General features: G+C 61.8%; 19 protein-coding genes. 13 read left to right on the forward strand and 6 right to left on the reverse strand.

Going from position 1 to position 21,277, the window contains the following annotated elements; translation table 11 throughout:
• Positions 1–6: 6 nt before the first annotated feature.
• Entirely contained in the window at positions 7–1,266 is a 1,260-nt protein-coding gene (locus NKH06_RS00425) for a sarcosine oxidase subunit beta (protein ID WP_023812337.1), read from the reverse strand.
• 256 nt (positions 1,267–1,522) lie between these two features.
• Between NKH06_RS00425 and NKH06_RS00430 the strand changes: the two genes are divergently transcribed.
• From NKH06_RS00430 to NKH06_RS00485, 12 genes are all read left to right on the forward strand, one after another.
• Positions 1,523–4,009 (forward strand): mechanosensitive ion channel family protein, encoded by a 2,487-nt coding sequence (locus NKH06_RS00430; protein ID WP_023812336.1) that lies wholly within the window; start codon positions 1,523–1,525, stop codon positions 4,007–4,009.
• A 154-nt stretch (positions 4,010–4,163) separates the two neighbouring features.
• Positions 4,164–4,427, forward strand: coding sequence for a hypothetical protein (locus tag NKH06_RS00435; protein WP_023812335.1), 264 nt, complete (start codon positions 4,164–4,166; stop codon positions 4,425–4,427).
• 202 nt (positions 4,428–4,629) lie between these two features.
• Complete coding sequence (locus NKH06_RS00440; protein WP_023812334.1) at positions 4,630–6,063, forward strand: UbiA family prenyltransferase; 1,434 nt, start codon at positions 4,630–4,632, stop codon at positions 6,061–6,063.
• Between the two features lie 2 nt (positions 6,064–6,065).
• Positions 6,066–7,418 (forward strand): FAD-binding oxidoreductase, encoded by a 1,353-nt coding sequence (locus NKH06_RS00445; RefSeq protein WP_023812333.1) that lies wholly within the window; start codon positions 6,066–6,068, stop codon positions 7,416–7,418.
• 123 nt (positions 7,419–7,541) lie between these two features.
• Positions 7,542–7,991, forward strand: a complete 450-nt coding sequence (locus NKH06_RS00450) for an EamA family transporter (RefSeq protein ID WP_023812332.1) — start codon at positions 7,542–7,544, stop codon at positions 7,989–7,991.
• Complete coding sequence (locus NKH06_RS00455) at positions 7,988–8,995, forward strand: NAD-dependent epimerase/dehydratase family protein (RefSeq protein ID WP_128304388.1); 1,008 nt, start codon at positions 7,988–7,990, stop codon at positions 8,993–8,995. Before NKH06_RS00450 ends, NKH06_RS00455 begins: the two co-directional genes overlap by 4 nt.
• Before the next feature lie 104 nt (positions 8,996–9,099).
• Positions 9,100–10,530, forward strand: coding sequence for an aspartate aminotransferase family protein (locus tag NKH06_RS00460; RefSeq protein WP_245273256.1), 1,431 nt, complete (start codon positions 9,100–9,102; stop codon positions 10,528–10,530).
• Positions 10,531–10,551: 21 nt separating this feature from the next.
• Positions 10,552–11,784 carry a hypothetical protein gene (locus tag NKH06_RS00465; protein WP_352891847.1) on the forward strand — a complete coding sequence of 411 codons (1,233 nt, stop codon included), beginning with the start codon at positions 10,552–10,554 and terminating at the stop codon, positions 11,782–11,784.
• Complete coding sequence (locus NKH06_RS00470) at positions 11,781–12,539, forward strand: FkbM family methyltransferase (protein ID WP_023812328.1); 759 nt, start codon at positions 11,781–11,783, stop codon at positions 12,537–12,539. The genes NKH06_RS00465 and NKH06_RS00470 overlap by 4 nt, the downstream gene beginning before the upstream one ends.
• A 154-nt stretch (positions 12,540–12,693) precedes the next feature.
• Positions 12,694–15,255, forward strand: coding sequence for a GcvT family protein (locus NKH06_RS00475; RefSeq protein WP_352439860.1), 2,562 nt, complete (start codon positions 12,694–12,696; stop codon positions 15,253–15,255).
• A gap of 84 nt (positions 15,256–15,339) precedes the next feature.
• The gene (locus tag NKH06_RS00480; protein ID WP_352439861.1) at positions 15,340–16,188 is read left to right on the forward strand and encodes a DUF1194 domain-containing protein; all 849 of its coding nucleotides are present in this window, start codon (positions 15,340–15,342) and stop codon (positions 16,186–16,188) included.
• Positions 16,189–16,354: 166 nt separating this feature from the next.
• Positions 16,355–16,696, forward strand: coding sequence for a peptidase inhibitor family I36 protein (locus NKH06_RS00485; protein WP_023812325.1), 342 nt, complete (start codon positions 16,355–16,357; stop codon positions 16,694–16,696).
• A gap of 75 nt (positions 16,697–16,771) precedes the next feature.
• Here NKH06_RS00485 and NKH06_RS00490 read toward each other — a convergent pair whose 3' ends face one another.
• The 3 genes from NKH06_RS00490 to NKH06_RS00500 all read right to left on the reverse strand — a co-directional run bounded on the left by NKH06_RS00490 (position 16,772) and on the right by NKH06_RS00500 (position 18,714).
• Positions 16,772–17,710 (reverse strand): GlxA family transcriptional regulator, encoded by a 939-nt coding sequence (locus NKH06_RS00490; protein WP_348625597.1) that lies wholly within the window; start codon positions 17,708–17,710, stop codon positions 16,772–16,774.
• Between the two features lie 345 nt (positions 17,711–18,055).
• Positions 18,056–18,190, reverse strand: a complete 135-nt coding sequence (locus tag NKH06_RS00495; RefSeq protein ID WP_023812324.1) for a hypothetical protein — start codon at positions 18,188–18,190, stop codon at positions 18,056–18,058.
• Positions 18,191–18,528: 338 nt separating this feature from the next.
• Positions 18,529–18,714, reverse strand: a complete 186-nt coding sequence (locus NKH06_RS00500; RefSeq protein WP_013531162.1) for a hypothetical protein — start codon at positions 18,712–18,714, stop codon at positions 18,529–18,531.
• 218 nt (positions 18,715–18,932) lie between these two features.
• Between NKH06_RS00500 and NKH06_RS00505 the strand changes: the two genes are divergently transcribed.
• Positions 18,933–19,832: a LysR substrate-binding domain-containing protein gene (locus NKH06_RS00505; protein WP_127291815.1), complete on the forward strand. Its 900-nt coding sequence runs from the start codon at positions 18,933–18,935 to the stop codon at positions 19,830–19,832.
• Between the two features lie 27 nt (positions 19,833–19,859).
• On the opposite strand, the gene NKH06_RS00510 is transcribed toward NKH06_RS00505, so the two are convergent.
• Together NKH06_RS00510 and NKH06_RS00515 are read right to left on the reverse strand one after the other, a co-directional pair.
• Positions 19,860–20,807: an alpha/beta hydrolase gene (locus NKH06_RS00510; protein WP_128304386.1), complete on the reverse strand. Its 948-nt coding sequence runs from the start codon at positions 20,805–20,807 to the stop codon at positions 19,860–19,862.
• A gap of 233 nt (positions 20,808–21,040) precedes the next feature.
• Entirely contained in the window at positions 21,041–21,220 is a 180-nt protein-coding gene (locus tag NKH06_RS00515) for a hypothetical protein (RefSeq protein ID WP_348629751.1), read from the reverse strand.
• Between the last annotated feature and the right edge of the window lie 57 nt (positions 21,221–21,277).

Consider the following 21,277-nt stretch of genomic DNA (forward strand, 5'->3'; position numbering starts at 1 on the left):
TAATGCCTAATGCAGCCGCGGGTTTGCACCCTGGCCCTTGTCGTCGATCACCAGGCCGCGGTGGAAGCGGTCGAGGGTGAAGGGGGCGTTGAGATCGTGCGGCTGGTCCTTGGCGATGGTCCAGGCGAAGCACCAGCCGGAAGCCGGCGTCGCCTTGAAGCCGCCATAGCACCAGCCGCAGTTGAGATACATGCCGGGCAGGGGGCCGGTGGTGATGATCGGCGAGCCGTCCATCGACATGTCGCAAACACCGCCCCAGGAGCGCAGCATGCGCACGCGCGCAAGGCCCGGAAACAGCGCCAGCATTTCGCTCATCACCTCGTCGACGACGGGCAAATTGCCGCGCTGGGCGTAGCTGTTGTAGCCGTCGATGTCGCCGCCATAGATGAGGCCGCCCTTGTCCGACTGCGACATGTAGAAATGGCCCATGCCGAAGGTGACGACCGTGTCGATGAAGGGTTTCAGCGATTCGGTGACGAAGGCCTGCAGCACATGGCTCTCGATCGGCATTGTCTCGATACCGGCAAGCTGCATGACACGCCCGGTGCTGCCGGCGACCGCAACGGCCACCTTCCTGGCGCGGATGTCGCCACGGGACGTCGTCACGCCTGAAATGCGGTCGCCGTCGCGCAGGAAGCCGGTGACCTCGCAGTTTTCGATGATGTCGACGCCGCGACGGTCGGCGCCGCGCGCATAGCCCCAGGCCACCGCATCATGGCGGGCGGTGCCGGCGCGTCGCTGCATCAGGCCGCCAACCACCGGAAAGCGCGCGCTGTCGGAGATGTCGAGCGCCGGAATCAGACGTTTGATCTCAGCCTTCGTCATCAGTTCGGCATCGACGCCGAGATGGCGCATGGCATTGCCGCGTCTTGCATAGTCGTCGAACTGGGCCGGCGTGTGCGCCAGGTTCAGGCAGCCGCGCTGCGAGAACATGACATTGTAGTTGAGCTCGTGCGAAAGGTTTTCCCACAGCTTCATCGAGTGTTCGTAGAAGCGGGTGTTGGCCGGCAGCAGATAGTTCGAGCGCACCGCCGTTGTGTTGCGGCCGACATTGCCGGAGCCGAGCCAGCCCTTTTCCACAACGGCGACATTGGTGATGCCGTGTTCCTTGGCAAGATAATAGGCGGTCGCCAGCCCATGACCGCCGCCGCCGATGATGATGACGTCATAGGACGCCTTCGGGTCCGGCTTGCGCCATGCCGGCTTCCAATCCTTGTTTCCCTTGAGCGCGTTCGCGAGCAGCGAAAAGGCCGAGTACTCTGCCATTGATGTCATCCGGTTCGGGCGATGCGGCAGACTATAGAGCAGGCCGCACCGGCAAAGCCAATATTGCGCCATCGCCTTTCGACTGGCCGACGCATCGGTCAGGGGATCAATGGGGTCTGGGCTCAATGAGAGTCAGGATCAGTGAGGTCAATGATCGGATGAGTCCGCGATGCGACGGCTTGCCCCATGATAGGGCCGTCTTTATCAAGGACAGGCTTTCAAATTGCCTTCGCCGCCGATGAGTCGCCAACAAATCATGCTTTTCCGATTGCTTCGTCTCATTTTGATCCTCACGCTTGTCGTCTCGGCGCCGCTGTCGTTCGATGCGGTGGCACAGGGGCTTGGCCAGGCGCCTGCCGGACTGGTCGCCGACCAGCAGAAGATCATCCAGGCGCTGACGACCAAGACCGACAATTTCGAGAAGCAGATACAGCAGGACGGCGAGGAGGATAGCAGCCTTGTCGATATCCGCTTGCAACTCGAGGAGCTGTCGCGGCAATCGCTGAACAGCGCACTGGCCTTCCGTACGCGTCTTGGCGAGATCAACAGCCGTCTTGAGCAGCTTGGCGCGGCACCTGCCGCGGGTCAGCCGCCGGAGCCCGACATCGTCAGCGGCGAACGCGAGGCGCTGGTGTCGGAAAAGGCGGAGATCAATGCCGTCATTGCGCAAGCCCAATCGCTTTCGATCCGCATCAGCGGGCTGATCGACAAGATCGGCAACATGCGCAGCGAGCTGTTCCGCAATGTGCTCACCAAGCGCTATGTGCTGTCCGACGCGCTCAGCCCGCAGGTCTTTTCGGACGCCAGGGACGAATTCGGCAATTTCTACAAAGCGGTGTCGTCATGGCTAAGCTTCGCTTTCAAGTTCAAGTTCCAGGCCATTCTGGCGGCAACCTTCGTGGCGCTCGGGCTGGCGCTGGTGCTGCTGGTCGGTGGCCGGCGCCTGTTCGGGCGCGTGTTCGAAGCCGACCCTGCCAATGAGGATCCATCCTATCTCAGCCGCTTGTCGGTGGCCTTCTGGTCGACCTTGCTGCCGACGCTGGCGGTTGGCGTGTTCTTGGCCTCCACGGTGTTCTTTTTCAACTATTACAATGTGTTGCGTGGCGACATCGGCCTCTTCCTGAATGCGCTCGCGGCCGTCATCGGGGTGGTGTTCTGCGTCAACCGATTGACCAATGCGGCGCTCGAGCCGCGGCTGCCGAATTGGCGCCTTATCCCCGTCGAGACAGGTCCGGCGCGCTGGCTGGTGCGGCTGACGACCGCCATGGCCGTGGTCATCGGCGTCAATTATTTCCTGTCGGTCATCAACGACAAAATGGGCTCGCCGCTGTCGCTGACCATCGCCCGCAGTTTCGGCGCCACCATCATCGTCGGCGTCATCCTGATCCTGATGGCGATGCTGAGGCCGTTCAAGGCGCGTGACGGAAGCTGGCGGCCTTGGCCGGCATGGCTGCGCTATACGGCGCTTGCGCTCGGTCTTTTCACCATCGTCGCGGCGCTGCTCGGTTACATCGGCCTTGCTCTGTTCGTTTCGTTGCAGGTCGTCGTTACCGGCACCGTGCTGATCACCGCCTATATCGGCTTCCTGTCGGCGCAGGCGATCGGCGAGGAGGGTGCTTTCGCCAACACGACCGTCGGGCGCTGGCTGTCGGCCAAATCCAGCTACGAGGATACAGCCCTCGACCAGCTCGGCCTTGTCGTCAGCGTTGCCATCAATGTGATGATCGTGCTGGTGTTCCTGCCGTTGATCCTGCTGATGTGGGGTTTCCAGCCCGGCGATATCCAGGCCTGGGCCTACAAGCTCGCAACCGGGATCAACATCGGCTCGGTGACGATCTCGGTCACCGGCATCCTCTCCGGCATCGTCGTCTTCGTCATAGGCTATTTCCTGACACGCTGGTTCCAGGGCTGGCTCGACGGTTCCGTGATGGCGCGTGGCAAGGTCGATACCGGCGTGCGCAACTCGATCCGGCTGGCGGTCGGCTATGCCGGCGTCGCGCTCGCGGCACTGGTCGGCATCTCGGCGGCGGGCATCGACCTGTCCAGCCTGGCGCTGGTCGCCGGCGCTCTTTCCCTCGGTATCGGCTTTGGCCTGCAGAACGTGGTGTCTAATTTCGTTTCCGGCCTGATCCTGTTGGCCGAACGGCCGTTCAAGGTGGGCGACTGGATCGTTGCCGGCGATGTCAGCGGCACAGTCAAGAAGATCAGCGTGCGCGCCACCGAGATCGAAACCTTCCAGCGGCAATCGGTGATCCTGCCCAACTCGAACCTGATCAACAATGCCGTCGGCAACTGGACGCACCGCAACAAGCTCGGCCGCATCGACATCAAGGTCGGCGTCGCCTATGGCAGCGACGTCAAGCAGGTTCATGCCGTCCTGCTGGAGATCGCCCGCAGCCACCCGATGGTGCTGAAGAACCCCGAACCCTTCGTGCTGTTTTCCAATTTCGGCCCTGCCGCCCTGGAATTCGAGATCCGCGTGTTCCTGGCCGATGTGATGAACGGCAACATCGCGCAGAACGACATCCGTTTTGCCGTGCTTGAAAAATTCAGCAGCGAACACATCGAGATGCCCTCGACGCCACGCGCCGTGGTCGAGGCCCACAAGCCCAAGGCCTGGCCGACAGACGACGACAAGATCGAGGCCGACTTCGCCGAACAGGAGCAGGTGAAGGCCGAAGCCGAGGCGGAGAAGAAGCGACTGGTCAAGTCCCGCAAAACCAGGAAGCCAGATCCGGACTAGGCTGGGAATCGGTGGGTCTCAACCATCGAAAGCCGATTGCGGCATGAATGGGGCATTCAGTTGCGGTTCAGCTTCCATCTCATATAAGCTCCATGCAAAGGCGAAAATGCCTTGCGAAATGCAACAGAGGCGGTGGGAACACCGATATTGCACCATGTGGAAGTCTCTCGTCGCTGCCGTCGCCCTGGTCGCCGCTATCGGCTCGGTCCATGCCGCGAGCGCGGTCAACAAGGACGCCGAGACCCGAACGCTGGTCGTCACCGAGGGCGGCAGCAAGACCGACCTTGCGTTGGCCGGTGGCGAAACGGTTGAGTTCTGCCCGAATGGCTGCTTCGTCACCTTGCCCAATGGCGACCTCGAAGCCCTGACCGGTTCGGAAACCGTCGAGATTTCGGGCGGTGTCGCCCGCATCAAGTAATCCTGGCGTCACGATTGCGGAGGCCGGGAATTTGCCCGGCCTTTTATCGTTTCCGGTAGCGGTTGTTTAACAATGACGCCGGAAATACCCCCATGGCAGCCGTCTGCAACCGTGCGTTTTAACGTTCGCTACGTCATCGCCCGCTATACCAGCCTCAAGACGCCGAAAAGCGGCGCGCAACTCTACGCGGGCAGGGTAGGACATGGATGCGCGGTCGGACAGGAACGCAATACCGCTTGCGGTCGATCTCGACGGCACGCTGATCGCGACCGACCTGTTGTGGGAAGGGCTGTTCATCCTTCTCAAGAAGAACCCGCTCTATATCTTCCTCGTGCCTTTCTGGGCCGCCGGCGGACCGGCGCGGCTGAAGCAGGCAATCGCGCAGCGCATCGACATCGATCCGGCATCGCTGCCCTATCGCGAGGTGCTGCTTTGCCGCCTCCGGACCGAGCATGCCGAAGGCCGCAAGATCGTGCTGGCGACCGGCACGCCGCGCAAGTTCGCCGATGCCATCGCGGTCCATCTCGGCATTTTCGACCAGGTGCTGGCCACCGATGGTCTCGCCAATCTCACCTCGGGCAGGAAGCGCGCTTCGCTGATCGCAGCCTATGGTGATGGCGGTTTCGACTATGCCGGCAACAGCCGTCACGATCTCCAAGTCTTTGATGCAGCGCGCAACGCGATCGTCGTCGCGCCCGACCGCCATGCCGCGCGCTGGCAGGCGGCACATGGCGCCGAGACGATGCCGGCGCCGAAGCCGACTTTGCGGACCATCGTCAAGATGCTGCGTGTCCATCAGTGGCTGAAGAATTCGCTGATCGCAGTGCCGATGGTGCTCTCGCACGAATATTTCAACACCGACATGATCTGGCAATGCCTGCTGGCATTCGTCTCGTTCAGTGCGGTGGCATCGGCCATCTACATCCTCAACGATTTCTTTGACCTCGCGCTCGACCGCAAACACCTCACCAAGCGCAACAGGCCGTTCGCCAGCGGTGCGCTGTCCATCCCGTTCGGACTTGGCGCGATTGCGATGCTTTTGGCGATCGGCTTCGGCACCGGGCTGTTCTTGTCGCACGAATTTCTGGCTGTGCTTGGCGGCTACATGGTCGTCACCACGGCCTATTCGCTGTCGTTCAAGCGCATGCTGCTGGTCGATGTGCTGACGCTCGCCGGCCTCTACACGATCCGCGTCCTGGCCGGTGCGGCGGCGACCGGCGTCGACGTCTCGTTCTGGCTGCTGGCCTTCTCTATCTTCTTCTTCCTGTCGCTGGCGCTGGTGAAGCGCTTCGTCGAATTGCGCACCACCGCCATTCCGCCTGGCGAGCGCATTGCCGGCCGCGGCTATCGCACCGAAGACCAGGAGATCGTCGCCCAGGCCGGCATGGCCTCGGCCTTCTCCTCGGCGCTGGTGCTGGCGCTCTACATGGACAGTGTCGCGGTGCGGGAGCTCTATCCGCATCCATGGCTGATCTGGCCGCTGGCGCCGATCGTGCTTTATCTCACCATGCGCGTCTGGATCCTGGCGCGCCGCAACGAGATGCATGACGATCCGGTCGTGTTCATCATCCGCGACTGGCGCAGCCAGATCGTGGTGCTGATCGGTGCGGTGATGCTGGTCATCGGGGGCTGGTAGGCATGGCCGCCGGACGTTTCCCAAGCTTTGGCCTTGCCACACCGCCGGCGCCGCGCGCCATCGGGGCCGATGAGGCGATCGCGCTGCTGAAGGGCGGTCGGGCCAAGCCGGCGTCGCTGCTTGCCTATGGCAATGGCCGCTCCTACGGCGATTCCTGCCAGAACGAGGCCGGAGCGGTCGTCGATATGCGATCGCTGAACCGCATCCACGCCTTCAACGCCGAAACCGGTGTTCTCGAGGCGGATGCCGGCGTGCTGTTGTCCGACATCATCGCCCACGCCGCCCCTTACGGCTTCTTTCCGGCGGTTGTGCCAGGCACGCAATTCGTCACGCTCGGCGGCGCCATCGCCAATGACGTGCATGGCAAGAACCATCACCGGCGCGGCACCTTCGGCTGCCATGTCGAGAGCTTCACGCTGCTCAGGTCCGACGGAAGGACCTATCGCTGCTCGGCAGCAGACAATGCGCGCCTGTTTGCGGCGACGATCGGCGGCATGGGGCTGACCGGTCTCATCCTGTCTGCCTCGATCCGGTTGATGCGGGTTCATTCGCTCGACATCGTCGAAAAGGCGACGCCGTTTCGCGATCTCGACGAGTTCTTCGGTTTGGCCGAGGCGGCCGATCAGGCCAATGAATATGCGGTCGCCTGGATCGACCAACTTGCCGGCGGCCGCAATAGCGGTCGCGGGTTGCTGTTTACAGGCAATCATGCCGAGCACGGCTCGCATGCCGCCTCGCGCGCCGGTGGCAATCTCTCGGTGCCGGTCCAGCCGCCGTTCAATGTGCTCAACCGGCCGTTCCTGACCGCCTTCAACGCCGCCTACAGGTGGAAGAAGGGGCGGTCGACGGCGCCGCGCCAGGTTGGCTACCAGGGCTTCTTCTTCCCGCTCGACGGCGTGCGCGACTGGAACCGGCTTTATGGGCCGAAAGGGCTTTTCCAACACCAGAGCGTGGTGCCGGAAGCGGCGGCGCGCGAGGCCGTGCCGGCATTGCTTGCGGCTGCAAGGCAAGCCGGGCAGGGCTCGTTCCTCACCGTATTGAAACGCTTCGGCTCCATCCGCTCGCCGGCGCTGCTGTCGTTCCCGCGTCCCGGCTACACGCTGACGCTGGATTTCCCCAACAGGGGGGCTGCGACGCTGGCCTTGTTGCGGGAACTCGATCGCATCACCGTCGAGGCAGGCGGCGCCGTCAATCCCTACAAGGATGCTCGTATGGGCGCAGACATCTTCGCTTCGTCCTTTCCCGAATGGCCGCGGCTGGAGTTGCTTCGCGATCCCGCCTTCCTATCGAGTTTCTGGGCGCGGACGGCAAGGAAGCTCGACACGCGGCGCTGCGTAGCCGAGGCAGCGGAATAGATATAACTTGAGTAATTCTTGGTTATCGATCGTTAAATCCATGATTCACTCAAAACATTCTTGTGGCTTCACGAAATGTTTGCTGGTTTGTAATAGGAAGCATGAAGGGGTGGCTCGGAACACATGAAATACATCGTCTTCATTCTCTTTACGGTCATGACCAATGCCGCCGCACAGCTGATGCTGAAGCAAGGCATGATGTCGCTCGGGCCGATCTCGTTCGAGGGCGTCAATCCGCTCGTCAAGCTGTTGCAGATCGTTTTCAGCCCCTGGGTGTTCCTTGGCCTCTGCACCTTCGTCATCTCGATGGCCTCGCATCTCTATGTGCTGTCCAAGGTCGAGCTCTCCTTCGCTTATCCGTTCCTCAGCCTCGCCTATGTTGCCGTCGCCATCTTCGCTTATTTCGTCTTCCGCGAGGACCTCAATGGCTGGCGGATCGCCGGCATCGCCTTCATCTGCGTCGGCACGGTGCTGATCGCGCAAAGTGGCCGGGATTTGGGTAAGCAAGGGCATGAGGACCAGACCGCTTCCATCATGCCCGACAAGATCCAAGCAAACGAGATCATTCGATGAGACATGTGATTTTCGGCGGTGACGGTTTCGTCGGCCGCCACCTTGCTCCGAAGCTTGTGGCCGATGGTGAAGAGGTTGTCGTCGCCGACGTCGTCAAGAGCGACCTGCCGCAGTACCGCACCGTCCGCTTTATCCAATGCGACGTCACCGATCCGGCGTCGGTCGCGGCGGTCGGGCTGAAGGCCGATGATATGGTCTACAATTTGTCGGCCAAGATGCTGTCGCCGATCCAGGTGCGGGCCAAGCGGCACGATTTCTTTTTCCCGGTGAATTTCCACGGCACCGAGCACATCATGCAGGCCATGGACAGAGCCGGTGCGACAAAACTCGTCCACTACACGACCGACATGATCTACGGCCACACGGTCACGCAGCCGATGACCGAGGAGCACCCGGTGGCGCCGCTGGGCGAATATGGCTGGTCGAAGCAGAAGACAGAGGAGTTGGCGGCCGAATGGCGCAAGCGCGGCATGTCGATCTCGCTGTTTCGCCCGCGCCTGATCATCGGCCCAGGCCGGCTCGGCATCCTGGAAAAGCTGTTCAAGCTGATCGACTGGAACCTTCCCGTGCCGATGATCGGTTCGGGCAGGAACCCCTATCAGTTCATCTCGGTGTTCGACTGCGCCGAGGCCGCGCGCGCGGCCTGGAAGGCCGGTGTGCCTAATGAGGCCTATAATCTGGGTTCGCTCAACCCGCCGCCGGTCAAGAAATTGCTCGGCGATTTGATCCGGCATGCCGGCTCGAAATCGATCCTGATCCCGACACCGGGCTGGGCGGTCAAGCGCACGCTCGACCTGCTCGACCTCTTCAACATGCCGATCATGGACCCGGAACAGTATCTGATCGCCGACGAGGACTGCGTGCTCGACGTGTCCAAGGCCGGGCGCCAGCTCGGCTGGGTGCCGCAATATCGCGACGAGGACATGCTGATCGCCGCCTATAGCGAGTACCGCGCAAAGAAAGCCGGCCACGCAGTCGCCACCAAACATGTGCCCGCCGAATAGCGGCTCGCAAAACAGCTTTCGTTGCGCCCGATCCTGGTCGTGCGTGCAGACAGGAGATTGAAATGACCGTCATGGCCAAGCCCGAACAGACCAATTTGCGCACCATGGTCAGCGCGCCGTCGCTGTCGCCAGCGACCATCGCCAAGCCCGATTTGATCAGCGTCGAGCAGGCCAAGGCGATGGACGTCGCCCGCATGACCGACCTGTTCAAGGCGCATCTCAACCCCGGCCAGCTGCACTTCATGAAGCTGCTCGGCTTCCACAAGATCAAGATCGAGCGTGCCGAAGGCATGTTCTACATCGACCAGAACGGCCGCAAGATCCTCGACTTCTTCGGTGGTTTCGGATCGCTGGCCTTCGGCCACAATCATCCGCGCATCCTGGAAGCACGCAAGAAATTCCAGGAGGAGAAGCGCCAGGAAATCGCCATCGCCTTCATGTCGCAATATGCGGCGGCACTTGCGCACAACATCGCCAAATGCTCGCCCGGCGATCTCGACATGGTGTTTCTGGGTTCGTCCGGCTCGGAGGCGATGGAAGCGGCGGTTAAGCTCGCCGAGCGCGCCGCCGGTCCGAAGCGACCGAAGATCGTCTATGCCGAGAATTCCTTCCACGGCAAGACCAAGGGCGTGCTGGGCATCACCGACGGCCAGCTCTACCGCGCCGACTTCAAGGTGGCCGAAAACACGGTCCGCATCCCGTTTGCCGACATCGAGGCGGTCGAGCGCCTGTTCCGTTCCGACCCGGAGGTCGGCGTCATCGTGCTGGAAACCATCCAGGGCGGCGGCGGCATCATCCAGGCGCCTGCTGAATATTGGCAGAAGCTAAGGGCGCTGTGCGACCAGTATGGCGTGTTGTGGGTCGCCGACGAAGTGCAGTGCGGCTATGGCCGGTCAGGCCGCTTCTATGCCTTCGAGCATTACGGCGTCATTCCCGATGTGACGGCGCTGGCCAAATCGCTTGGCGCCGGCAAGGCGGCGGTCGGCGCGATGATCGCGCGGCGCGAGGTCTACATGAAGGCCTATGGCACGCCGAAAACGGCGATGATCCATGCCATGGCGACCTTCGGCGGCATGGGCGAGGCCTGCGTCACCTCGATCGAGGGGCTCAATGTACTCTATGATGAAGGGCTGATCGACAATGCCGCCATCACCGGCGACTATTTGCTGCAGCGCCTGCAGACGCTCAGGGAAAAGTACCCGAAGATCATCAAGGAGGTGCGCGGCAGGGGTTTTATGATCGGCCTGGAGTTCCACGACTTCTCGCAGACCTTGCCGATGGTGTTGCGGCCGATCGTCAGCGTGCTCGACGACAAGCTGAAGGGTTCGCTGTCGGGCTTCATCGGGGCGCTGCTGTTGCGCGACTACGATGTGCTGGTCGCCTTCACCGAATACAACCGCAACGTCATCCGGCTCGAGCCGCCGCTGATCTGCCAGCGCGAGCATGTCGACCGCTTCGTCGACGCCTTCGACAGCCTGCTGTCGCGCGGCATCGTGTCGATCGTCAAGGATTTCGTCAAAAGCCAGGTTCGTTAAGCGAGTTCGCTGGGTACAACGATGCTGACCAAGTCGCCCGATCCACAAAACCCGCTCGACCGCCTCATCGGAGCCGGTCTGGCGTGGGGCGAGGGGACTTATGCGCGGCTGGCAACACCGATCGGCGCGGCGGCCTTCGCGCTCTACATTCTTTTTACAGCGTTCACCGCCTGGGTGATGCCCGACGCCAACTGGGACATGCTGCCCTATCTCGCTATATCGGAGGAAGGCACCTATCCCGATGCGCAGGCGCTGCATGACTATGCCTACAACACTGTCAAATCGGGCGTGTCCGCAGGCGACTATAAGGCGCTGACCGACGATGGAGGCGGCTTCCGCAGTCACATGACGGAGAATGCCGCCGACTTCCATTCACTGCTCGGCATGTACCGGATCAAGTTCCTCTATGCCGAGATCCTGTCGACACTGAGCGCGGTGATGTCGCCGGTCGAGGCAATGCGACTGGTCTCAGTGTTCTCCGTGCTGCTGTTTGGCGCGATCGCGTTGATGTGGCTACGCTCCACAGGGGCATTGGCGTTGGCGCCTATCGTCGGCGCGGTGCTGATCATGGCCGATTTCGGCGATGCGGCACGCGCTTCGACACCGGATCTGCTCACTTCAGCGCTGCTGCTCGGCGGGCTCTATGCCTATGTCCGCGGCCTCGAGGTGGCAACGGCGATCCTGCTCTTCCTCGCCTTCATGGTACGGCCGGACAACATTGTTTTCCTGGCGATTTTCGCTGTGCTGCTGGTCGCGTACCGGCAGAGGGCATGGGGTGCGCTGGCCGGTTTTGCCGCTTCCTTCGTGGCCTACTTCGCCATCTCTCACTGGGCGCATCATCCCGGCTGGGCGCCGCATCTGTGGTTCTCCAGCATCGAGCAGCACTTCAATATGGACGGATTCGAGCCGCCATTCTCGGTCACCACCTATCTCAGGGCGTTTGCCACCTCGCTGCTGCGCGCCGTCAGCCTGAACAGTTGGGTCGGCGTGTCGGTGCTGGCACTGGCCGGCTGGTTTGCTGCCGCCCGCGCCGGCTTCCGCCTCGATCGCCGCGCCGGCATCCTGTTTGCGGCGCTGGTGCTCGGTGCGCTGGCGAAGTTCACCGTCTTCCCGATCCACGACACGCGCATCTATTTCCCCCATCTGATTCCGCCATTCCTGCTGCTGGCGACGCCGTTCATGGCGCTGTGGGCAGCCGTGGCTCGCGGCCAGAATCGCGCTGCCATGCAAATCATTCCCGGAGACAAGTCATGAGTTCGCTATCCAGCCTGGCGCGCGTTGCCCTGTCGCTTGCTCTTCCCAAGGGCGTTCTCGATCGCGGCCCGTCGCTGCGCGGCACCAAGTTCCTGGCCAGGGCGGCGCTGAAGGCGCGTTTTGGTGGTGCAGGGCGACCGTTCCAGATGGTCAATGTCGGCGCCTGCGACGGCGCACTGTTCGACGATGTGACGCCTTGGCTGCACAGGATTCCCGGTGCACGGGCCATGCTGGTCGAGCCGATCCCGTACAACCAGAAGAGACTGCGCGCCAATTATCCAGACACGGACCGCTTCATCATCGAGCCGGTGGCGGTGACGAAGACAAAGGGCACGATAACCGTCCACACCTTCGATGCCGCCGCCCTCGAGGCCGGCACGTTGCCCATCGAATTTATCGGCTGCTCGTCGGTCACCGACACCAATCTGATGTCGGGCAAGAATGCCTGGGGCGAGGCCGACGCCAATTTCAACAAGTTCGCGCCGCATCTCAGGGACATCGAGGTGCCATCCGAGACCTTGCAGACGCTGCTCGATCGCAACGGCATCAGCCATATCGACGCTTTCCTCGTCGATTGCGAGGGCGCCGACTGGATCGTCTTCGAACAGCTGGACCTCAAGCGCTACCGCCCCGGCATGATCAAGGTCGAGGTCGGCGCGCTGCCCGCCCCGGAGATCGGCCAGGTCGTGGTCAAGCTGAAGACATCAGGTTATCAGGTCGGCTTTCAGGCCGAGGACATCTGGGCCTTCGCCTGAGTTAGCCCACCGAAAAGCGAACCGCCCCAGGCGCCGGTGTGAAGCATTCTGCCGTCTGGTCGCTCGGCTTTTTGCCAATGTCGCAAACAGGCTTCAATCGGCCTGCCGCTCCGCCCTATAGTCCGCCCGCTTTATCACTTTGGAGTCGCGGGCAATGGCAGAGTTTCCGAAAAAGGCGAAGGTCGTCATCGTCGGCCTGGGCGGTATTGTCGGCGCATCGATCGCCCATCATCTGATCGAACGCGGCTGGGACGATATTGTCGGCATCGACAAATCAGGCATCCCGACCGATATCGGCTCGACCGCGCACGCCTCCGACTTCTGCTACACCACCAGCCACGATTTCCTGTCGTGCTGGACGACGCTCTACTCCATCGATTTCTACGAGAAGATGGGTCATTACGCGCGTATCGGCGGCCTTGAGGTTGCGCGTGTCGGCGACGACAGCCGCATGGAAGAGATCAAGCGCAAGATCGCCTCCGCCAAGGCGTTTGGCACGCGCGCCCGTCTGATCGAACCGGCCGAGATCAAGGAAAAATTTCCGCTGATCGAAGAAGCGATGGTGCAGGGCGGCCTGTGGGATCCCGATGCCGGTCTGGTCATCCCGCGCTCGCAGACGGTCGCCGGCAAGCTGGTCGACCAGGCGGAAGCCTCGGGCAAGCTCAAATCCTTCGCCAACACGCCGGCTCGGTCGCTTGTCGTCAAGGACGGCCGCATTTCAGGCGTGGTGACCGATCGCGGCACCATCGAGGCCGACTATGTCATCGTCTGCGCCGGCATATGGGGCCGGCTGATCGCGGAAATGGTCGGCGAGGATCTGCCTGTCATGCCGATCGACCATCCGCTGACCTTTTTCGGCCCCTACAACGAGTTTGCCGGCACCGGCAAGGAGATCGGCTGGCCGCTGCTGCGCGACCAGGGCAACTCGGCCTATATGCGTGACACCGGCGATCCAAAGACCGCCGAGGGCGGGCAGATCGAGTGGGGTTACTACGAAGAGACCAATCCGCGCCTTTGCCATCCGCGCGACCTGCTGGAGAAGGACCAGGCGCGGCTTTCGCCCTCACAGCGCGACCTCGACATGGAGCAGATCCTGGCACCGCTCGAACGCGCCATGGAACTGACGCCGATCCTCGGCGAACTCGGCTACAATGAGAGCCATTCCTTCAACGGTCTCTTGCAGGTGACCGCGGATGGCGGCCCGTCCATGGGCGAAAGCCAGAAGGTGCGGGGCCTTTGGTATGCCGTCGCCATCTGGGTCAAGGATGGTCCCGGCATGGGCAAGCTGATCGCCGACTGGATGACCGACGGCCGCACCGCGATCGATCACCATGCCATCGACTATGCACGGTTCTATCCGCACCAGACCAAGGAGCAATTCATCTGGGATCGCTGCACCGAGACGGCGATGAAGGTCTACAATCCGGCGGTGCATCCGCGCGAGCCGTTCTCGAAAGCCCGCAACATCAGGCGCTCGCCGTTCTGGGAACGCGAGAAGGAACTCGGCGGCTATTTCATGGAGCTTGGCGGCTGGGAGCGCGCCCACGGCTACGCCGCCAACGAGCATCTCTTGGAAAAATACGGCAACCGGGTGCCGGTGCGTGAGAACGAATGGGACAACCGCCATTTCTGGCGCGTCTCCAATGCCGAACATCTCGCCATGAGCGAGGATTGCGGCATCGTCAACCTGTCGCATTTCGCTATGTACGACATCGAGGGTCCCGACCATGTCGCGCTGCTGGAATGGCTGTGCGCGGCCAAGATCGGCGGCGACAACAACATCGGTAAGGGCATCTACACTCACTTCCTCGACGAGGAAGGCATGGTGCGCGCCGACTTCACCGTCATCCGCATGGCCGACCGCTGTCGTTTGATCGATGGCGCCGACGCCGGTCCGCGCGACTTCCAGTACATGCGCCGCACGGCACAGGACAAAGGTTTCGACGTCACCATCACCGACGTGACCGAGAAATATGTCACCATCGGCATCTGGGGGCCGAACGCCCGGGCGACGTTGCAGAAGGTGGTCGAGAATCCGGACGGGCTCTCTGTTGAGAACTTCCCATTCGCGGCGATCAAGCCGGTCCGGATCGGCGGCAAGGATGTCAGCGCTTTCCGCATCTCCTATGTCGGCGAGCAGGGCTGGGAACTGCATATGCGCTACGAGGACGGTCTCGCTGTCTGGAACGCGCTGCGCTCGACCGGCGTGATGCCCTTCGGCGTTGAGACCTATGCCAACACCCGCCGTATGGAAAAGAGCCTGCGCCTGCAGAACGCCGACCTTTTGACCGAGTACAACCTGCTCGAAGCCGATCTTGCGCGTCCGAAGGTCAAGGAGAACGACTTTTGCGGCAAGGCCAAACATGTCGAATACCGCGCCCGCGAGCACCAACCGGCCATGCTGTGCACGCTGGTGATGACCAGTAATGTCGATTCCAAAGGCGTTGCCCGCTATCCTGTCGGCACGATGCCGGTGATGGACCCGAAGACCGGCGAGACGCTGGTCGACGAACTCGGCCGCCGGTCGTTCACCACGTCGATGGCCTATGGCCCGACCATCGGCAAGAACATCGGCCTCGCCTATCTGCCATGGGCCTACGCCCAGGAAGGCCGCAAGCTCACCATCGAGTATTTCGGCGAGACATATCCGGTCGAAGTCGCCGCTGTCGGCTACAAGCCGCTTTATGATCCGGAGAATTTGAAGCCGCGCAGTTGAAGCAGCAGAATTTGAGAACGCAAAGCCCGGCCTTGGTCGGGCTTTTCCCTTTTTAAACGGGCTGCTTTCGCTTACCCTTGCGGAATGTCTGCTTTTGCCTGTGCTAGACATTTGCTTTCGGGCTGTGCCGCGTTCGCGCTGACGTTTTGGTTGGCGCCGGCGTCCCTTGCTGACGAGCCCGTCGATGTCGAGCTGGTGCTGGCCGTCGATGTCTCGCTGTCGATGTCACCGGACGAGCTCGAGATCCAGCGTCATGGCTACGCAGCCGCGCTGACGCACGACAATGTGCTGCAGGCCATTGCCGACGGCGCCCATGGCAAGATCGCCGTCACCTATGTCGAATGGGCCGGTACCACCTGGCAGCGCGTCATCGTGCCGTGGACGGTGATCGCCAGCCGCACCGACGCCGAGCGCGTGGTTGCGCAGTTGTCGGCGCAGCCGCCCAACAGCGCGCGGCGCACCTCGATCTCCGGAGCGCTGGAGTTCGGCAACGACCTGTTCGCCGAAAGCGGCTACCGAGGCACGAAGCGGGTCATCGACATTTCGGGCGACGGCCCCAACAATCAGGGCGCGCCGGTCAACCTGACCCGCGACGAGCTGATCAAGCAAGGCATCGTCATCAACGGCCTGCCGCTGATGACGCGAGGCGGCTTCACCGGCGCCTACGACGTCAGCAATCTCGATCGCTACTACAGCGACTGCGTCATTGGTGGTCCCGGAGCCTTCATGATCCCGGTCAATGACTGGACGCAGTTTCCCGAAGCCATTCGCCGCAAGCTGGTGTTGGAACTCGCCGGCCCGGCCTCGCCGCAATGGGCGGCGGAAGAAGCCGCGCATCCGCCGGTGATATTGGCACAGGAGAGATCCACCACCGACTGTCTGGTCGGCGAGAAAATGTGGCGAAACCGCAGCTGGATGTTCGACAGCCGCTAAAGCTCTTCCCCATTGAGCGTGATCTTTGCCGAACCGGCTCCCGCTCTTGCCCCGCTGCCTACCTGTTCGGGCTTACGCTCCAGGCTTGCCTCCGCGACCGAAGCAGTGGCAAACTGGGCAGGCCGCGTGACCCAGCCAGGAGCGCTGCCGAACCGAGGAAAAACCGATGAGACGTCTTGCCATCCTGACCGCAGTCGCGTCCGTGCTGTATGCCGACGTCGCCAGCGCCCAATACAACCAGGCTGCCTGTATCATGTTCGAGAACGGGAATTTTCGCGGGCGGTCCATCGGCATGGGTGCCGAGGATTCCGTAAATTTTCGTGGCGGCCAGTTCTGGAATGACCGTGTGTCGTCGGTGATCGTTCGCCGCGGCTGCACGCTCGTGGCCTATGAGGATTCTAGGATGGGCGGCCGCTCGATCGAGATCACGCGCAGGATCCGCAATTTGGGCGGCAGTGACTGGAACGACCGTATCTCCTCGGCGGAATGCACCTGCGACGATTACTGAGGTTGGTTCCAGGCAGCGGGGCGCCGCTGCCTGACGATATCATGAAATAGCCTGTTTGTCCGTGGGCGTATCGGATCAGGCCGCCAGCAGCTGCTTGCGGTCTACGCGCTCCTGCTGCGGCGAGCGGGCGTAGAGTTCTCGGTAGCATTTGGAGAAATGCGATGCCGAGACGAAGCCGCAGGCGACCGCCACCTCGACTACCGGCATCGACGACTGGATCAAGAGATGCCTGGCGCGGTCGAGCCGGATTTCCAGATAGTAGCGGGCAGGGGAGCGGCCCATCTCGGTGCGGAACAGCCGCTCGATCTGGCGGCGCGACAGATCGACATGGTCGGCGATCTCGATCAGTGACAGCGGCTCCGACAGATTGCCCTCCATCAGTTCGATGATGGTCAGCACCTTCGAGTTCTGGACGCCGAGGCGGGCGCGTAGTGGCAGGCGCTGGCGGTCGGTGGGGCTGCGTACGCGGTCGGTCAGCACTTGCTCGCAGACGCGGTTGACGAGGTTCTCGTCAAAGTCGTCGCCGATCAGCTTCAGCATCATGTCGAGCGCGGCAGTGCCGCCGGCGCAGGTGTAGATATTCTGGTCGATCTCGAAGAGGTCGGCAAAGACATTGGCCTTCGGAAACGCCTCGGAAAAGCCCGGCAGGTTCTCCCAGTGGATGGCGCAGCGCTTGTTGGACAACAGGCCGGCGGCGGCGAGGATATGCGCGCCGGTGCACAGGCCGCCGACGGCGACGCCGCGATTGTATTCCTCGCGCAGCCAGGCGAAGGCGGACTTGTTCTGATAACGCTCGACATTGATGCCGCTGCAGACGATGGCCATGTTCGGCCGGTCGGGGCCGGCCATCTTCTTGCGCTCATCCTCGAGCGAGGTGTTGACCGCGCATTCGACCCCGTTCGAGGCGCGCACCGGCTTGCCGTCGATGCTGGCGAGGCGCCAGCGATAGGCCTCGTAGCCGAGCATGCGATTGGCCGAGCGCAGCGGGTCGAGCGCGGTCGCAAAAGCGATCATGGTGAAATCGGGAATAAGGAAGAATACAAACGATCGCTTGATCGGATGCTTTACCGCGTTCAAGGGAACCTCACACAGCCATGGCGCGAACAGGATGTCGCGAATAGCATAGCGACATCAGGAAAAACCATGTCTGTCAATCGGCTACGCCGCTACGACAAGATTAAATTTGCGACATGGGTCGCAAATGGGCAATCGGCGTGCAGCGAGCCCTGGAAGTGGCACGAACTGTTCAAGGGACGGGCAACGTACGGCCTGCGCACAGAACAAAACGCCGCTCTGGCTGGAGCCAGGCGGTGTTGCAATTTTAAAGCAGCGGCAGGGATGCGCTGCCTCTAGAAATCTTCAGGCGATGAAGCCGAGGCGCGCCGCATTCATGGCGCCGGTCTGGCCGGGCATGGTGTTGGCAAGACGCTGACGCTCGAGAGCGGTGGTCAGGTTCATTTCGCGGCGGGCAAAGAGGCGTGCAAAAAGCTTCATAATCATCTCCATTTGTTGCTTAGACGGGTCGCCTTCGCTTGATGGAGTGGGGCAGCTCGTTTGCTGGCGCTGATATAGGCTTGTGTAAGCAGAAACTAAATCGCAAAAGCGAAGCGCTTGATATGAAATGCGACATCGATTGCGACAGATTTGAGCAAGGTGCCCAAAATTTACGATTATTTACAAGGCATTAATTGGAAACAGGAGCTGCTATGCGGCTTTCTCATATGCGTCATGCGCCGGCGACATGGCTCCAAAGCTCTGTTGAATACAAATAAAACAGAGAAGGCCTGCCGGGCGGGCTGCGCGGCAGGCCTTCAGCACATGGTACACACGATCTACTTTGCTCCAGCCCAGGATCCGATGCCATTGCGAGTACCGGTCTTGGTGTCGGAAGCTTCAGGCCAGCCGATATCCTTCTGCAGTTCGATCGGCAGGGAGCGGATAGCGCGCTCGGTCTGGTAGCGGGCGCGTGCCGCGCTGAATTCGGTCGCGATGCGACCAAGGGACGACAGGATAGACATCTCTTTCTCCTTTGGGTTGGCTAGTGCCAGACAGCGAGTTGGCTACTGCGGGTTTGTTTCAACTTCATTTCGTGTCGAATGCAGGTCTGTGTCGAGGTCGTTTCATGGCTGCTCGTGGCAGCTACTGCTTCGATGGAGTTGACTATCCTCCCAATCTGATGTTCAATCAAACGAAATGGAATGATGTTTTGTATCAGAAAAATTGAAGGTCGGTTGCCATGAACGCCCCGCTCAATCATCCGCTGCCACTGCTCGATCTCGATGTTTTGCGCACGTTCGTGGCGATTGCCGAGACCGGCAGCTTCACCACCGCCGCCAATGCCGTGTTCCGCACGCCGTCGGCCGTTTCCATGCAGATCAAGAAGCTCGAGGACATTCTCGGCCGCTCCGTGTTCGCGCGCGACGCTCGCTCGGTGTCGCTGACCACGGACGGCGAGATGCTGCTCGGCTATGCCCGCCGGCTGCTGTCCATTAATCGCGAGGTGGTGTCGAAGTTCATCATTCCCGACATTGTCGGTGTGGTGCGGCTTGGCTCGCCGGACGATTACGGTGAGCGCGTGCTGCCGCATGTGCTGAAGCGTTTCGCGCAGTCGCATCCGTCGATCGCCGTCGACGTCACCATAGACCAGAGCAGCAATCTGCGCCGGCGCATGGACGACCGGGCGCTCGACATCACGCTGTTGACCAATTCCTACAAGACCAGCGCGCTCGGCGCCGAGGTGCTGCTGACCGAGCCGATCGTCTGGGCCGGCGCCAAGGGCGGCTGTGCGCATCTGCGCGAGCCCTTGCCGGTATCGCTGTGGGAAGAGGGCTGCGCCTGGCGTGCCGGGGCGCTCGACGCGCTTGGCCGCGAGGGCCGCAACTACCGCATCGCCTATATGAGCGCGCACACGGCCGGCCAGCGCGCCGCGATCATGTCCGATCTCGCCGTGGCGCCATTGCCGAAGTCGTTCCTCGGCAACGACATGGTCGAACTCTGCCCGAAGGACGGCATGCCCGACATCGGGACCTACAATCTGGCAATGGTGGTGGCGCCGGATGCCAGTGCCCCGGTCAAGGCCGTTGCCGACCACATCCGCGCGACTTTCGAAGTCTTCCGGGAAACCGGCAAGTTCTGACCGGCTGGCAAGGACGATAGTATAGAGCTACTCCGCCGCTTCGGCGGGGCGCTGTTCATGCCTTACTCTCGTATCGTGCACGATCCGGCTCTCCCCGAGAAAGGCGACGATGCGCTCGCGGGCGCGCCGGGCTTCCGGCATGTCGATCAGCGGCCAGACGTGGAACATGCCTTCCTCATAGACAAGATCGATTTCAACGCCGGCTGCGCGGGCTTTTTCGGCGAAGATCAGATTGTCGGGAGTCAAAAGATCGCGCGAGCCGGTCAAAAGCAGCGTTCTTGGCAGCACGGACAAATCTCCATAGACCGGGCTGATGTGCCAATCGCTGGGATCGATGCCGGCACTGTACAGGCGAATTGCCTCTCGTCCGCCAGCTATGCCCAGCCAAGGGTCGTTGCGTTCCGCCTCGAACACTGCGGGATTGGTGAGCGACACGTCGAGACCCGGCGAAATGAGCACATGCCGCGACGGCAGGGGCAGTCCTTCTTCGGCGGCCATCATGGTCAGCACCACAGCCATATTGCCGCCGGCGGAATCGCCCATGAAGACGATGTCTTCGGCTTCCGTCTCGGCGAGCATCTGCCGGTAGACATCGCCAACCATTCCGAACATGGCATGGAAATCGTGTTCGGGAGCGATTGGATAGATCGGCACCGTGATCCCGTAGCCCAGCCGATCCGCCATCTCGGCGATTAGGTGCCAATGATAGGGTGTGATTTCAAAGACATATGCACCACCGTGCAAGTAGAGAATCCGCTTCTGCTCGCCGGTCCTGGGTGCGATTTCGTAGACGGGGAAGCCATCGACCGTATGCATCTCGATGTCGAGACGCTGGTGCAGCGAGGCGGGCGGCCGGTGGTTCTCGGTCTTGCGCGCGGCCGCGATCCAGCGCTGCAGATTTTCCGGACTGGCAAATGCCTGCTTGCGGCTGTGCCGCAGGACAAAAGACACGACATGGCTTTTCAAACTTGGCATGCGGATACGCGAACTTCGGCCAAAGCCGACTAAGAGAACCCCCACTATCTTCGAAGATCGTGCCGTGGCCGAAAATGTCAAGATTCGCGCCGTATCTACACGCTGGTGTGATCCGCGCCGCGATGCTCAGCGGCGCGGCAAAAGTGCGGCACGCAGCCGGTTGCTGGTGGTCGCCGGGGACATGCGTGATCCCCGGCGCATGCCGAGCAATTTGCATTTGTCGGCGAAGGTCATCAGCGCGCGGCGCTCCAGATGGTGTTGATGAGTGCTGCCTTTTCGCTGGATCGCGGCGACACCGGCCAGCCGATGTCCTTCTGAATCTCAGGCGGCAGACTGTTCAACAAGCGCCGCGCCTTGCTGCGGTCGTGAGCATTCTTGATGGCCGTGCCATAGCGGCCGAGGCTTTCGAGCATTGACATCGTTGTCTCCTCTGGAGCGTTGCGACGGCTGAAAGATATCTCCAGCCTGCC

This window comes from Mesorhizobium sp. M1342 (assembly GCF_040317955.1).
Lineage (GTDB): Bacteria > Pseudomonadota > Alphaproteobacteria > Rhizobiales > Rhizobiaceae > Mesorhizobium.